This window comes from Clostridiaceae bacterium (assembly GCA_012840395.1).
In the GTDB taxonomy this organism is placed as follows: domain Bacteria; phylum Bacillota; class Clostridia; order Acetivibrionales; family DULL01; genus DULL01.
The window spans coordinates 14,726-30,115 of record DULL01000066.1 but is presented as its reverse complement, the minus strand read 5'-3'; the positions used below and the strand labels follow the sequence as shown (position 1 = coordinate 30,115).

13 protein-coding genes are annotated in these 15,390 nt (G+C 36.3%); 4 read left to right on the top strand and 9 right to left on the bottom strand.

Annotated elements, in window-relative coordinates; genetic code table 11:
* Positions 1-246: 246 nt before the first annotated feature.
* On the bottom strand, positions 247-1,122 hold the full coding sequence (locus GXX20_08090) for a mechanosensitive ion channel family protein (GenBank protein HHW31616.1): 876 nt from the start codon (positions 1,120-1,122) through the stop codon (positions 247-249).
* Between the two features lie 226 nt (positions 1,123-1,348).
* On the opposite strand from GXX20_08090, the gene GXX20_08085 reads away from it, so the two are divergent.
* The gene (locus GXX20_08085; GenBank protein ID HHW31615.1) at positions 1,349-2,242 is read left to right on the top strand and encodes a DUF362 domain-containing protein; all 894 of its coding nucleotides are present in this window, start codon (positions 1,349-1,351) and stop codon (positions 2,240-2,242) included.
* Between the two features lie 24 nt (positions 2,243-2,266).
* Here GXX20_08085 and GXX20_08080 read toward each other — a convergent pair whose 3' ends face one another.
* From GXX20_08080 to GXX20_08055, 6 genes are all read right to left on the bottom strand, one after another.
* Positions 2,267-3,679: a LysM peptidoglycan-binding domain-containing protein gene (locus tag GXX20_08080; protein HHW31614.1), complete on the bottom strand. Its 1,413-nt coding sequence runs from the start codon at positions 3,677-3,679 to the stop codon at positions 2,267-2,269.
* Positions 3,680-3,831: 152 nt separating this feature from the next.
* Positions 3,832-4,596: a MerR family transcriptional regulator gene (locus GXX20_08075; GenBank protein HHW31613.1), complete on the bottom strand. Its 765-nt coding sequence runs from the start codon at positions 4,594-4,596 to the stop codon at positions 3,832-3,834.
* A gap of 104 nt (positions 4,597-4,700) precedes the next feature.
* Complete coding sequence (locus tag GXX20_08070) at positions 4,701-5,786, bottom strand: Ldh family oxidoreductase (protein HHW31612.1); 1,086 nt, start codon at positions 5,784-5,786, stop codon at positions 4,701-4,703.
* 436 nt (positions 5,787-6,222) lie between these two features.
* Positions 6,223-7,107, bottom strand: a complete 885-nt coding sequence (locus GXX20_08065) for a carbohydrate ABC transporter permease (protein ID HHW31611.1) — start codon at positions 7,105-7,107, stop codon at positions 6,223-6,225.
* A gap of 15 nt (positions 7,108-7,122) precedes the next feature.
* Positions 7,123-8,040 (bottom strand): sugar ABC transporter permease, encoded by a 918-nt coding sequence (locus GXX20_08060; GenBank protein HHW31610.1) that lies wholly within the window; start codon positions 8,038-8,040, stop codon positions 7,123-7,125.
* A 130-nt stretch (positions 8,041-8,170) separates the two neighbouring features.
* Positions 8,171-9,577: a carbohydrate ABC transporter substrate-binding protein gene (locus GXX20_08055; GenBank protein ID HHW31609.1), complete on the bottom strand. Its 1,407-nt coding sequence runs from the start codon at positions 9,575-9,577 to the stop codon at positions 8,171-8,173.
* A gap of 859 nt (positions 9,578-10,436) precedes the next feature.
* On the opposite strand from GXX20_08055, the gene GXX20_08050 reads away from it, so the two are divergent.
* The 3 genes from GXX20_08050 to GXX20_08040 all read left to right on the top strand — a co-directional run bounded on the left by GXX20_08050 (position 10,437) and on the right by GXX20_08040 (position 12,571).
* Entirely contained in the window at positions 10,437-11,150 is a 714-nt protein-coding gene (locus GXX20_08050) for an HAD family hydrolase (GenBank protein HHW31608.1), read from the top strand.
* Positions 11,151-11,349: 199 nt separating this feature from the next.
* Positions 11,350-12,054: a triose-phosphate isomerase gene (locus GXX20_08045; protein ID HHW31607.1), complete on the top strand. Its 705-nt coding sequence runs from the start codon at positions 11,350-11,352 to the stop codon at positions 12,052-12,054.
* 19 nt (positions 12,055-12,073) lie between these two features.
* Positions 12,074-12,571 carry a YjbQ family protein gene (locus GXX20_08040; GenBank protein HHW31606.1) on the top strand — a complete coding sequence of 166 codons (498 nt, stop codon included), beginning with the start codon at positions 12,074-12,076 and terminating at the stop codon, positions 12,569-12,571.
* A gap of 122 nt (positions 12,572-12,693) precedes the next feature.
* Here the strand turns inward: GXX20_08040 and GXX20_08035 are convergent, their stop codons facing one another.
* Positions 12,694-13,806: a M20/M25/M40 family metallo-hydrolase gene (locus tag GXX20_08035; protein ID HHW31605.1), complete on the bottom strand. Its 1,113-nt coding sequence runs from the start codon at positions 13,804-13,806 to the stop codon at positions 12,694-12,696.
* Positions 13,807-13,863: 57 nt separating this feature from the next.
* Complete coding sequence (locus tag GXX20_08030) at positions 13,864-15,222, bottom strand: MATE family efflux transporter (GenBank protein HHW31604.1); 1,359 nt, start codon at positions 15,220-15,222, stop codon at positions 13,864-13,866.
* Positions 15,223-15,390: the final 168 nt, after the last annotated feature.

The following is a 15,390-nucleotide window of genomic DNA, read 5'->3' as shown; positions in this document are numbered from 1 at the left end:
TATTTCTAAAAAATGTTTTTTTGCAGCAAAATATCCTGATATATAGTATACCAAAATTCAAGATATTCTGCTTGATAAAATAACTAATAATAAAAATATTAATTTGATATTTACTATATTAATATGAGACTTAAAACTAACTTAAAAACTCACTTATATAAGAAACCCTCTTCTTCTTTATAGAAGGAGAGGGTTAAAAAAGTATTTTTTGTAATAATTAATAAATACATTATTATATCTTCCCAATTATGATTTATTATTATGTATGACAACTGTTACAGGCAAAGGCATAGCAATTCCATTTTTGTTAAAAGCTTCTTTCATCAGTTTTCTTAGCTCCCTTTCAACACCCCAGTGTTTAAGAGGTAATGTACGTACAATTGCCCTTATAGTAATTTTAGAATCTCCAAACTCTGTTATTCCTAATACCTGTGGTTTTTCTACAATATCCTGATTTCCTTCTGCATATTTATTGGCTGTATCCTCCATAATTTTCACTGCCTCACTTACATCGGTGTCGTAGGAAATATTCATATCTATTATAGCCAGCGAGTTGCTTCTGGAAAAATTTGTTACCCGAGTTATCTGACCATTTGGTATTATATTTATATCTCCTTTAAAACCTCTTATCTTAGTTACTCTAAGTCCAATTTCCATTACTGTTCCTGAGATGTCGCCAATAGTAACAAAATCACCCACTGCATATTGATCTTCAAAAAGAATGAAAAAACCGGTTATTATATCCTTTACCAGGTTTTGAGCTCCAAAGCCAATTGCCAGGCCTCCGATACCGGCAGTTGCTAAAATTGATGTGGTCTGAACTCCTAATTCCCCAAGGATTATTAATATTGCTATGAAATATACTACATAAGTCATAATACTTTGAACTAAACTTTTTAGTGTATTATTCTTTCTTTCATCAATTCTTGCATGAGGTATAATACTTATTTGCTTATCAAACATTCTTTTTATGAGATTTCTACCAACCTGTATGATTACTTTTGATACAAAAGCAATAATTAAAATCTTTAATATCTTGCCTCCTACTATTAAATAGCTTCCAGTCTGAAAAAAAAGCCTTATGGTTTTTAACCAGTTTTGTATAACGTTCCCTCCACTCAAAAAACTTGCACTCCTTTCCTTGTAAAAAATAATTAAAAAGTATCTTTCGGACGGCCTTGCCTTAATTATACTATTGAAAAAGGATATTTTATAGTCTTTCTGATAAACTGCTGCCATATTTATGTTACCTGTAATTAATTGTTATATCATAACTTTATATATTTCTGTTTGTTTTTGAGAATAAAATCTAAATAATTAGAGAAAATGTGTGCTGGAGGTGTGCTTCATGAGACAAAGGCGCAGAAATTGTGCTGATATAGGTATAGCTATAAATAGTAATGAAAATGCGGCAATACTTGAATCCTTACGCTTAATTCATGCTGGCAATCTTATTAATTCAAATGATGTAGTAGTGATAACCCCAAACTGGGTATTGCCTAAAGGTCCTGAAACTGCTGATACAGTTGGTCAGGAAAGTTTAAGAACGGTAATCCGGTTTGCAAAAGAAAATAATCCCCGGCGTATTGTTGTAGCTACCGGTTCTGCCGGAAAAAGCACTGCGGAGGTAATGAACCAGGTAGGTTACGAAAAAATAATCCAGGAAGAACAAGTGGAATTTGTGGACCTGAATCATGGTCCCTTTACAAGGATCAGCTTAAATCATAATTCTCCGAATGCTACTAACTTAAATAAATTGTATGATGAGATGACTTTTCTCATTTCTTTTGCTCAATTAAAGTTGCACAGTGAAGCCACCATAACAGCAGCAATTAAGAATATTGCATTAGGATGGCCCCCTACTGAAGAACATGGACATCCCAAGAAAAATCTTGGAATTCACAATGATCTCCATGGATTTATACGAGCGATGGCTGAAAAGATACCTATTGATCTTTCTATTGTGAGCGCAAATCCTGCAATGATAGGAACCGGCCCCCATACCGGAATCCCGAAGCATACAGGAATTGTTATCAGTGGAACCGATCCTGTGGCCGTAGATACCGTGGGGGCAAGATTATTGGGCTTTAAAAATCAAGCGGTCCGATACCTGTGGGATCTGAAAAACATCAATATTGGTATCGGAGATGTCGAGAAAATGAATATCCAGGGTCTGCAGCTTTCAGATGCAGAAAAAGCTTTTAGCTTAGCCGCATATGGCCAGGAGTTTGCAGTGGAATAGCGAAAAATAAAGAACTGATATTAATCATCCTTTCCGTATGGTAAAATTGTCTTCAAGAAGAACCCAGTTTTGTGGAAATGGATAACCTAAAGCCCAGTAACTGATTCCTCTTAATCCGTAGTTTTTTACTGTGTCAAACCTGGCCTGGGCACTTCGTGCATCTTCGAACCATACTTCATGCCTTACTCCCTGTTCATCGGTGTATCTGAAAAAAGGTGACTGAGTTGGGATATCATATTGTATAACTGCTCCATATCTTATTGCTCTTTGTATTGCCTCCTGAACACTGAATGTCTCAGCTTCCTGGCCTTGTACAAATGGCAGGCGCCAATCCCTTGCATATATTTGGAATCCAAAAAAGATTTTTTCCCTGGGTATTACAGAAACAGCATAGTTGAGAACCCGAATAATCTGATTTAAGGGTGAAATAGCCTGGGGTGGCCCTTTCCTATATCCCCATTCATATGTCATTAAAATAACAAAATCTACAATTCTTCCGTGAGCTTCGTAATCGTGAGCTTCATAGAGCAGTCCAACCTGAGTACCGCTTGTTTTTGGAGCAACTGCTGTAGATACAAAATAACCTAAAGGATGCAACCGTTCAACTGTCCTAGTAAGAAAATTATTATAATTTTGCCGGTCTTCCGGAAGAACATTCTCAAAATCAACATTCAGTCCTTCATAACCTTTAGTTCTCATTATATTAATTACATTATCAAGCAATCTCTCGACTATTTGAGGTGTGCTCAGCACAATATGGGCAAGATTTGCACCTGTTGCTGTGGATGTGAAGTTTGTTATTGACATCATGGGTATAGCCCCTCTGTTTCTTCCTGCCTGGATTGCCGGTTCATCCCCTATTGGCTGAAGACTTCCATCCTCTCTTATTAAGTAGGCAAAAGGACTTAAGTATGTTAAATATTCTCCCACTTCTTCTACTATTGGTACTGCCTCCTGACCCAAGATGTATATATATCCATTTACATCTATGGGAGGTCTTGGCTTTACAGGAATAACAAGTACTGTTCCGGGATAAATAATATCGGGATTTTCAATTCTGTTTACTTTTATAATATCCTGTAAAGTAACGCCATATAATCCGGCAATTTGAAATAAAGTCTCCCCAGGCCGCACAATATGACGTTGCGCAGGAATAATTAATCTTAAACCAGGGTATATGTTATTAGGATTTGTAATCTGATTATATTGAACAATTGTTTGGATTGTTGTTCCATATTGCTGGGCAATTCTCCACAAAGCATCTCCCGGTTGTACGATGTAGACTGTAGCCTCTATGGGAATTACAAGAGCCTGCCCTACAACCAGCCGGTTTGGGTTTAAAAGCTGATTTATTGATATAACTTCTGAAACAGAAACACCATAGCGGTTTGATATCTGCCACAGCGTTTCTCCTGAACTCACAACATGTATAATCATAAAAAATCCTCCCTTACCTTTACTTACAATATATGCAGAAAGTCAGGGAAGTGTATACAGTTGGATGGAAATGCCGGGACGGTTCTTTTGCTTCCATCAAAGCGGAAGCAAAAGAACCGTCCCTGTGCTTCAGGAGAACCGTCCCTGTGTTTCTAATCCTTCATACCTGTGTAAATAAGAATGGCATCTCTCAGGAACTCTGCAGCTCCGGGTACATCTTTATCGTAATATGCTTTGAATCTTTCATCTTCTACATACATTCTTGCCAGACCTGCATGAGCTTCTTTACTGTAGTTATCCCAATAGAAGCTCAGCCACCTGCGATGCAAATCCGCTGTTTCCTGAGCCAGTTCACCAGCAGGATCACCTGTTTTATAAGCCTCATGAAGCTTTCTTATAATTTCCTCTGAAAGTCTGGAAAGCTCATCATATTCCTGCTGGGTCATATTCATTAACTTTCTATTTGATTTTTCAACTGCCTCATCGCCGTACTTTTCACGTGCTTCCTTACCATATTTTTTTTCATTTTCTTCAATGAGCTTTTTCTTAAAGCCTATAAATTTTTCTTTATCATCCATAGCAATGCCCCTTTCTTTTTCCAATATTGTTCTGTCAATATTAGCAATAAGAATATCCAGTTGTACCCTTTTCTCAAGAAGCTTTTCACGGTGTTCTCTAAGTGCTGCCATTTCATCATAAGAAGGTGCATTTACTATCTCTTTAATTTTATCCAGGCTTACACCTAATTCTCTGTAAAAAAGTATCTGCTGCAGTTTATCTACTTCTTTTTTACCATAGATTCGATATCCTGACGAATTAACCCTTGCCGGCTTAAGAAGTTCAATTTCATCGTAATATCTTAACGTTCTGGTACTTATACCTGCCAACTGACTTAGTTTCCTAATGGTGTATTCCATGGACCCACCTCCTTTAAGTCCACTATACACATTGACGTAACGTTAATGTCAATAGTTTTTTACACTAACATTAAATTTTTTATTTATTTTATAATATTTTCCGGTTATTTCCTAAAGTAAGCTCCAAAATCCATATTAAGGTCTTTACAAAGATCCTGCATTTCTTTAACAGTTTTATCATTTACCGGAATACCATTTTTCATTCTGTCGATGGAAGCCTCTATTTCCTTTTCCCCGTGAGTATAAATACGAGACTGGCCTTCAGCTTTTTCAGAATTTCGAAGAACCTCTAAATAATTAGAAAGGTGGGCCTTAATATCATCAGCATTTCCGAAAATACTAGGATTAATTGCTATAAAGCCATGACATACTCCGCATTTATTTCCATTGTATGTATCGTTGGAGGTTGTACCTAAAGATAAAATTGAAGAAAATATCTCACAAATCAAGCCAAATCCATAACCTTTATGACTCCCAGTTTGCTCTGTGGACCCTCCTAAAGGTACTATCCCTCCTCCAGCTTTATTACCTATATTCTTTAATACATCTGCAGCATCAGTAGTATCATGTCCCTGCGCATCCAGTGCCCAACCAAGCGGAAGAGGCTTTTCCATTTTATTGTATACTTCAAGTTTCCCTCTGGTTACAACTGTTGTTGAAGCGTCAAAAAAGAAAGGATAGGGATCTGCCGGTATGCTTACTGCAATTGGGTTTGAGCCCAGCATAGCTTTTCTCCCAAAGGTTGGAACCATTATGGCAGCTGAATTGGTAAATGAAATTCCAATAAATCCCTCATCACAAGCCTGTTTCGCATAATATCCCGCAATCCCATAATGATTGGAATTCCGAGCCATAACAAAACCGGCTCCGCTTTCTTTAGCTTTTTTAATGGCAATTTCCATACAATAGTGCCCTATAAGCTGTCCCATGCCGTCATGTCCGTCAATTACGGCAGAAATAGGCGTCTCAAAGACAATTTCAGGTTTTGCTTCTACTTTAATCATACCGCTCTTAATGCATTTATGATATCTAGCTAATCTTTGCATTCCATGGCTTTCAATACCATAAAGATCAGATAAAAGCAAATTATCTGTTATAATTTTGCTGTCCTCTTTTGAAAATCCAAATCTTTCAAATGCGTCTACACAAAAAACTTGCAAATCACTATAATTAAATTTTATATAAGCCATTCTTCTCCTCCTCTTCATATATTTAAGTCTGATGTTCTTATATGGCACTTACTTAAAAGCCGGAAAAAATTAAAAACAAAAAACTGCTAAACTATTCTCAGTTTAATAACTATTATGAATTATATAACTTTTATTATCAAGAAGTATGCAAGTGAACAAATTATACTAAATTGTATATATATAATAAATGTATTAAACTGCAACAAAATACTGTTGCAGTTTAATAAGACTTTATAATTGAAGCGCTATTAACATCAACGCTTATATTCAATTTTTTACAATTCTATACATTAAAATAAAATAAAACAAATACCACATTATGCATAAATATATATCATAATCGTGCATATTTATGCTGATCAAAAGAGTTCTATTCCTTATTTAAAGTCCGCCATATATAGGCTATATATCATATATAGGTTATATGCTCTTTCTTCTAACCTTTTACTGCTCCTTGAGTTATACCGGCAATAAAGTATCTGTTTAATGCCAGATATATGACAACTATAGGAACAAGTGAGAACATTGTTCCTGCCATAAGCAGGTTATATTGTGCTGCACCTTCGCCGCCGAAACTCTTAAGCGCAACTACTCCTACTACCAGCGGATACTGTGCAGGTTTCCCCAATGTAAACACCATTGGAAGCAGATAATCATTCCATGCATGTCGGAAGCTCATTAAAGCAATGGTAGCAAGTATGGGCTTACACAATGGTAAAATTATATTATAATAAGTCCGGAAGAATGAACAGCCATCAATCTTCGCAGCGTTATCAATCTCTTTGTCTATTGTTCTCATATATCCCATGGTTAGGAACAAGTTGGCAGCAGATGTCGTGAATATTTGCACAATGGAGGCACCGTAAAGGTTGTTCATACCAAAAATTGATGCCAGCTTCACTACCGGAAAGATAGTAATTGAACCTGCAGCAATAAACATTGTAGCCAGGAAAATATTATATAATAACTTTCTCCCCGGAAAATCACCTCTTTGGAAACAGTATGCACTCATAGAGGTAAATATTACTGTACCGACAACAGTAATAGAAGCCAGTATTATTGAGTTTACTGTATAGTCAGCAAAGGTAACTACCTTACGCCCTACTGCTGAGCCACCTGAAGAGCCCATGGTCCAGGCGATAATATAGTTATCTACTGTGAAATTCTTAGGTATAATATGTGCACCACCGCTCAGGATTTCTGTATTTGGTTTAAAAGATGCTGATACGGTATATACAATTGGAACCAGCGTAATAAATACCATAATTAACAGGAAGAGGTACAGGACGATTTTCCAGAATAAATTACTTGTTGTAGCCATCTATCTTTACCTCCCTTAATAAATCTCGCTGCTCTTTTTAGTCATTCTGAGATAGATTAAAGTTATAATACCCAGTATACCTGCAGTAATAATACACAAAGCAGAAGCATAACCATAGTTGTTGGCAGTTCCTGCCTGTACACTGCTAAAGAATTGCTTATATATATAGCTCATCATAACCTCCGTCTTACCATTTGGTGCACCGTTTGTCATAACAAGAACAAGATCGGTAACCTTCAAGGAGCCAAGCAATGCGTTCATAACAACCATCTGAGTTACAGGTCCTAGCATTGGTATTGTAATTTTAAAGAATCTCTGAGCAGAACTTGCCCCATCAATTGCGGCAGATTCATATAATTCAACAGGTATACTCTGAAGTCCCGTCATAAAAAACAGCATATTTATTCCAAAGTTCTGCCATATGGATGTAATCATCAAAACAATCATTGCAAGAGTACCGTTGGTGAACCAAGATATTCTTTTCCCTCCAAACGCCACCAACACTTCATTGACAACACCATTATAAGAACCAAACAGATAAAAGAAAACTATACCTATGACTGCTACTGAAAGCATGGAAGGCAGAAAATATATGGTCCTGAAAAAGTCTTTACCTTTAAGGTTACTTGCCAGTATATATGCAAGGACCAACGCCAAAGGCAATTCTACCGCCAGCTTTCCTATGGCAAATACAAATGTATTACCTACAGCTTGCCAAAAACGTGTACCGGTTTCTCCGAAAATCTTTGCAAAATTTTCAAATCCTACATATACAGGTGCAAGAATACCGCTATAGTTATACAAGCACCATCTGAAGGTCCAGCCTATAGGATATATAACAAACAGACAAAGGCCTATTACACTGCAAGCGATCATAACATACGACTGAATTATCTCTTTTCTCCTCAAAGTAAGAGCATTTTTTCCTTTCATTAAATCGCCTCCTGTTTACTGCATTAAACGTTGGCTATACAAATATAGGGGACGATTTCATAATTCGCCCCCTATTAGCCGAATTCATAAGATGCGTCCTAATAATGCCCTAATAATTACAACTTATTATTTATTTCCTCTTGCCAGGATCCCATGGTGCTTCATAGATTGATACATCTATAAGCCCTTGATCTTTTGCCTTTTTATATGCATCATTGTAGCGTTTGTTAAGAGCATCGATTTCAGCTTCCCAAGTAGTTTCACCCAACATTATATTGGTAAATACTGTATGGTAATTATCACCATCAAGAGTAAGTAACCTATCAGGTCTTACAGGTTCTCCTACATAATAAGTTATATCAGACATTACAGACCAGTTGGGCATTTCGTATTCAAAACCTGCTTTTTTAACTTCTTCGATTAATTCCATTTCATGAGGAATAATAGCGCTGTTGGAATAGAGTTTCTTGTAGAGTTCCTTGCTGTGCATGAATCTGAAAGCTTCTATAACAGCAGGCAATCTGCTTTCTTCAACCCACTTGGTAATGGAAATATTTCCACGGTTGAGTGCTATTCCGTTGTATATTAAACCTTCTTCAGTTATTGCAGGAACTTCGCAAACTCTCCAGTCAAATTTAGCCGGGAACTGGCTGGTATAAACTGATACGTCATATGAAGGAGCAATTTCCATACCAACTAACCCTTCAGCAAATCTGTTACGAATGGGGTCAATGTGCTGATCAAGTGGAGTCGGGAACATTGAACCTTCCTGATACATTCTTGCAATCGCCTTAATAACCTTTTCGAATGGTTTGAAGTCATAAGTTCCTGTATTATTGTTGAACCAACCAACACCAGTGCTGCTTATTGTAGCTTTCATTGCAAGGCGTTGGAAGGAAGCAGTCCACATTGTTGTCCATCCAAAACCATAGTACTTTCCATTTCCTTTTTCAGTAATGATTTTTGCATAATCAGCCATTTCGTCCCAAGTCTTGGGAGGTTCAGTCAATCCACATTCTTTAAAAATCTCTGCATTATAAACCATCTTGAGAGGAACTAATTCAAGAGGCAGAGAGTACAGCTTGTCGCCTTGGAGGTTAATACCTTGTGAAAGGTAGGGTTTAAAACGCTCTACTAAGTCTTGAATTTCTTTAATCTCATACAAGTTACGTGCATAACCAGCTTTCAACATATCAACTCTTGCATACATATCAGCCAAATCAGGATATGTGCCGGCCTGTATCATGGTCTCAAGCGCAGTACCATAGTTGTCAATATTTGTTTCCATTACTATGCGCACACCCTTTTGAGCGCCTTCACCGTTATTCCATTTCTCTATTTCCTGTTCAAGCAAAGTTTTATATGCGCCAATGGATGAGAAGAAATAGACTTCTTCAACTTTCTTTTGAGATGTGCTGTCAGTGCTAGTACCTGTACTTGCTTTGTCGTCAGTACCACCAGGAGTCTCTTTTTTGCCGCAACCAGCAAAACTAAGCAGCATAACTACAACTAAGAGAATAGAGATGACTCTTTTCATTGTGTTTCCCCCTTAATACGTTTTTTTATTTTTATTTTATTGCCTGCAGCATATTTCTTTTTGAAAAATGTTCAGGCAAATATATTCATATTTTCGAAAACTTATTCATAATTATTGAAATACTCCTTGCGGGTTCTAAATAGTCTGTAAATCTCTCTGCAGAAATGATAATAAATAGTCTATACAATAAAACCAATACTTTTTAATAAATTATTTTTATGAATTTAGTATATCATTTTCGACAACTTTGTCAATATTCAATTTGTGTTAACCAATACAATTTATTTTTTACATTTAAATATTATGTGTCATTTATTATGAAATGAATATGTAATTATATTTTAATATTTACTTAATATATGCATATGTAATTTCATTAATCTTTTCGCAAAGCAAAACCACTTACTAAATTATATGACGCAGGTATTACTAATTTGCTGAATATTACTATATTCTTAATTCTTAATTAATAATTCTCCTGTTACTATTCATCAGCAAAATCGCTTCGCGAGATTGTTATAATAGTTTCGCATCAATTTAACTTCCCCTTGTAGAAGCGAGGGACTTCTTGAAAGTTTATTTAACAGGTCTTTTGCTGAAGCTGCAGTTGAATAAGTAGTTAAACTGCCAGCTTTAAGAGATTCATACCAGCGATGCAACTAATAAAAAATGTTTTAATAATTAATTATTTTATTTTCACTTTCATTACATTTGGATTATGAAAACTTTCGAAAATTTTACTGATATGTCTTTTCCTTTTATAACTTAACAGAAGGTTAAATCCATGATAACATTACAATGGACATAAATTTTTATAGATTAATATGAATCTTAAATATCAATTTTGGGGTGAATTATTTTGCACAATGTCATTTTATTTGATTTAGATGGAACTTTATTACCATGGGATACAGATGAATTTATTAGTAAGTATTTTAAAGATATAACTAGTTATTTTAAAGATATGATTGAACCTGAAGTTTTCTTTAAACATTTTATGCATTCTATAGATATCATGATGAAAAACCAAGGGAACATGTCAAATGAAGAAGCTTTTATGAATAGCTTTATCCCTGCCATAGGTAAAGACAAGGAAGCGATGTATGGCCATTTTTTCAAATTTTACGAGAAGGAATTTCCCAAACTTAAGTCTATTGCTAATTATTCTTCGTTACCATCTCGGATTGTTCAGAATCTGGTTGAAAAAGGTTATAATATTGTTCTGGCTTCAAATCCTGTCTTTCCCCTTTCGGCAATGTTGGAAAGGATGTCCTGGGTTGGTGTTGATAAATTTCCGTGGCGTTTTATTACTACCTATGAAAACAGCTATTACTGCAAACCAAACATAAATTATTATAAGGATATATGTCATATACTAAATGTATCTCCAAATAATTGCCTAATGATTGGAAATGATGTTCAGGATGATATGATAGCAAGTAGCATCGGTATGGGCACATTTCTTGTTACCGATTACATGATTGATCGTGGAAACCCTCAGTTTAAGCCAAATTATCAGGGCACCCTGGAAGATTTATATGAATTTGTCAAGCAGATGCCGGATATAAAATGAATCAACTTTATACAATGAATCCATGGATTCTGGCAGCCCATACCCTGCTTTGAGGTAGGGTTGACTTATGGATAAAAAAAACATATACTAAAAAAGGAAACGAGGTTACATGCTGCATTAAAGGATAAATGCATACATTCTCGGAGTACATAGCTTTTAACATACAACAATAAAAACTGTTAGAAAGGCAGTGCTACATATGAAACCAAAAATTAGAACTCCATTTTTTGAAATTGGCACAAAGAACTATATCTACGGTGATGCAGTGCTTGAATTAGCAAAAGCAGCTGATGCTGCTGCGAAAAAGTACGATATAGATGTGCTTTTTATTGCTCCGTATACAGAGCTTAGAAGGATTGTAGAAAATACTGATAACCTGATCGTTTTGGCACCCTACATGGACACCCTTCGTCCCGGACGCGGAATGGCCGACATACTTCCAGAAGCAATTAAAGCGACCGGTGCCGTAGGTGTAGTGGTTAATCACTGCGAACGTCCCATGACTCTATCTGCTATTAAGAAGACCATTGAAAGAGCTCACGAACTGGATATGATAGCATTTGCTTGCGCTGACTCCGTTGCTGAAATGAAAGCTATCGCGCATTTAAATCCGGATATCATTAACCCGGAACCAACCGAACTTATCGGCAGTGGAACCGCTAGTGACTTGAGTTATGTCTTGGAATCTGTAAAAGCAATTAAATCTATCAATCCTAATATTTTAGTTGAGCAAGCGGCTGGTATAACCACCGGACAACAGGTTTATGACTTTATAATGGCAGGATCTGAAGGTGCAGGGTCTGCTTCCGGAATCCTTCTGTCAGATGACCCATTTGCCAAACTTGAGGAAATGGTTGCAGCTGTACGGAAAGCAGCAGATGATCTGGCGAAAAAGAATAAGTAATTTGTAGGAGGATAAAAAAATGAAAAATATTAGAGAAACCTTCCAGGTAAAATCAACCGGTTTACGTCCTACCTTCCATAGAATTACTAATCAAGTTCAGGAAATTGTTGACCGTTCAGGTGTTAAATCCGGTATATGTGTAGTTTTTTCACGCCATACAACTTGTTCTGTTATGATAGAAGAATGCTCCTTTGATGAAGCCTACTCAGGTCTGGAGTTCCTCCAACAGGATTTAGTAGATGTCCTTGAGAAAATTATTCCTACCTGCCGTAAGGAAGGACAGTATATGCATCCCGGTCCAAAGCTTACTGAGTTTGCAGCTCAGCACGGTGAAGACAAGCCGGGAACACTAAACACCGATGCACATTTAAGGTCTTCAATAATTGGGCGCAGCGTAACCATCCCCATTGACAACGGCAAACTGGAACTGGGAAGTTTTGGCCATATCCATTTTATAGATTTTGACCAGACCCGTGCCCGTGAACGCACTGTTACTGTACATATAATTGGTGAATAACAGAATAGTAACGTAATATATGTAAATCTGAGCAAACCAGATCATTGAGAGGGATGTTTGCTTTACATCATAGTGATGGTAAAGGTAACATCCCTTTTGTTTTATGGTACCATCCGGCGATTTTATTTCCTGGAATAGTATCTGATTAGTCCTGCAACCATTTCGCCTGCTTTTATTAGATCATTTATATATATTTCTTCATAAGTACTATGGTTATTGAGATAGCCAGTTGCCACGCCAATACTTTTAATTCCTTTAGAATTAAATCTATTAGCGTCCATTCCGCCTCCTCCGCCTTGAACATAAGCATCAATACCAATATCACTTAAAACATCTTTAAGGGTTACTATCAAGTCATCCTCCTCAGGAATCTCAAACCCTTCAAAGCAAAACTCGGTCTGAACCTCAAATTTTGCGCCAGTTCCTGAAATTACTTCTTCACAGTGCTGCTTTACATAACTAATATATTGTCCAAGTTTGTTCGGATTATGGCTACGTGCCTCTCCGCCGATACGTACATAATCACAGACAACATTGGTAGTTTTACCGGCTGTTATAAGTGCCCAGTTAGCAGTAGTCTCACTATCAATACGCCCTTCTTCAATATCTGACAGAACCTTTGCCGCTATTTTCAGGGCATTTATTCCCTTTTCCGGTGCTTGTCCCGCATGTGCGGTCTTACCATAAACATTTATAAATAACTTTACTTTATATGGTGCTGCATTAATAATTCTGCCAATACGTCCAGGAGAATCTAAACAATAGCAGTGTTTTGCGGTTAACAGATCATAATTAAGAAATTCGCTGCCTTTAATAGAGTCTTCCTCACATACTGTAAAAACTACCTCAACGTTGCAATGCTCTTCCCCACTTTCTTTTATTCGGCGCAAACCTTCAAGTATACTGACAATACCGCTAACATCGTCAGCAGCCAATATGGTTGTCCCATCAGATGTAATTTTCTCATTGGTTACAACATGACGAATATTATCTCCATTAGCCACCCGATCCATATGAGCAGCAAGGATTACAGGTTTCCCCACTTTACCCCTGAGTATCCCAATCACATTGCCTGCTGTACCGCCAATCTTTCCGGCAGTATCATCCTCATACACATCACAGCCGATTTCAGTCAATTTCTTTTTTAGAATGTCTGCCATCCGTCTTTCACCACGTGATGGAGAATTAATACTGGTTAGCTCAATAAATTCTTCAATAATAGCATTATTTTGCATGGGAAATTCTCTCCTCTCTGCAAATCAAATTAATAAACCATATTTTATACTTAAATTTTATAAATCACATTTAATTTCCCACTTGTGCCCTCTATATCTTCCTATAAAAAAGGTACCTCTCACAATCCAGTCTATAATCATTGCCAGCCAAATACCTAATAGTCCCATATTAAAATATTTGCCCATTATTATGCCAAAAATTATCCTAAAAGTCCACATAGAACCTACGCTAACCATCATGGTATAACGTACATCATTTGAAGATCTGAGGGTATTAGGTAGTGTAAAAGAAAATGGCCATACTATGCACGAACATATCCCATGCAATAATATAACCTGTCTTGCCATTTCAGCAGTTTCTGATGAGAGGTTATATATTCTCAATATTAATGGCATTGAAAGTATTATTACTGAATTTACAATTAATAATGATATATATGTAATTTTCATCAGCTTTCTTGTATAATATCTTACTTGCTCATAATCGCCTGCCCCAACGCACTGACTTACCACAGTTATTAGTGCCAATCCTATGGCTGCACCGGTAATAATCTGGAAAGTAGAAACTACATTTCCTACTGCATTAGCTGTTATTGAAGCCGTTCCAAATGTGGAAATAACACTCAGCAATACAATTTTACCAAGCTGAAACATACTATTTTCTATACCATTTGGAATCCCTATACCCAGTATCCTGATTACAAGTCTCTTGTCAAACTTATAGCGAAATGGCCTGCTAATGTGAACTGTCAGGTTTTTATCCATAAGAAGTACTATAATTATTACAGAACCAACCACTCTTGAAATAAGTGTTGGTATTGCTGCACCTTCTACTTTCATATGAAATCCATATATAAAGATAGCATTACCCATCACATTGACAGCATTAACAATAATTGAAGTAATCATGGTTGTTCTGGAGTTGCCCATGGCCCTAAATAACGCTGCACCGCCGTTATAGAGGGCCATAAAAGGTATACTTGTAAAAACAATAAGCATATATGTATTAGCATAAGCTTCTACATCATATTCAATTTTTCCGAATATTACGTTAAGAATAAAACTTCTGCCAAAAAGCATAAGAACCATAACAAAAACAGAGATTAATGCTACAAATACAAGTAGTTGTTCTCCTGCTTTCCGTGCCATATCAGGACGATTCTGGCCGATATATTGACCTACAATTACCGCTCCTCCGGCAGAAAGAGCGGCAAAAATATTAAATAGCAATATAATTATTGAATCCACCAGTGAAACTGCAGATACTGCACTTTCACCAATACTTGCCACCATAATGGAATCGGCCAATCCTACTGTTATTGCAAGCAGTTGTTCAACCATCAGCGGCAAAATTAACTTCATCAGTCTCTTATTAGTGAAAATATAATTATTGCTATTACTTAATTCTGTATCCATTTTTATTCTTCATCCATTCTTAATAACTTTGCTATAACATCTTTGCAAGCATCTCTAGCTCAAACTTTTACATATTAAGCATAAATTTGTTTACATAAAGAGTAATTATTGTAGAATAAAAAGTAATTATAATAGATTTATTTATATAATTCAATTGTCAAAAATCAT

Coding starts and splice junctions, on each gene's coding strand:
- GXX20_08060 (HHW31610.1), bottom strand. CDS start 8,040: ATGAAAGGAAAAAATGCTCTTACTTTGAGGAGAAAAGAGATAATTCAG.
- GXX20_08045 (HHW31607.1), top strand. CDS start 11,350: ATGAAACCAAAAATTAGAACTCCATTTTTTGAAATTGGCACAAAGAAC.
- GXX20_08030 (HHW31604.1), bottom strand. CDS start 15,222: ATGGATACAGAATTAAGTAATAGCAATAATTATATTTTCACTAATAAG.
- GXX20_08055 (HHW31609.1), bottom strand. CDS start 9,577: ATGAAAAGAGTCATCTCTATTCTCTTAGTTGTAGTTATGCTGCTTAGT.
- GXX20_08075 (HHW31613.1), bottom strand. CDS start 4,596: ATGGAATACACCATTAGGAAACTAAGTCAGTTGGCAGGTATAAGTACC.
- GXX20_08085 (HHW31615.1), top strand. CDS start 1,349: ATGAGACAAAGGCGCAGAAATTGTGCTGATATAGGTATAGCTATAAAT.
- GXX20_08035 (HHW31605.1), bottom strand. CDS start 13,806: ATGCAAAATAATGCTATTATTGAAGAATTTATTGAGCTAACCAGTATT.
- GXX20_08080 (HHW31614.1), bottom strand. CDS start 3,679: ATGATTATACATGTTGTGAGTTCAGGAGAAACGCTGTGGCAGATATCA.
- GXX20_08065 (HHW31611.1), bottom strand. CDS start 7,107: ATGGCTACAACAAGTAATTTATTCTGGAAAATCGTCCTGTACCTCTTC.
- GXX20_08070 (HHW31612.1), bottom strand. CDS start 5,786: ATGGCTTATATAAAATTTAATTATAGTGATTTGCAAGTTTTTTGTGTA.
- GXX20_08040 (HHW31606.1), top strand. CDS start 12,074: ATGAAAAATATTAGAGAAACCTTCCAGGTAAAATCAACCGGTTTACGT.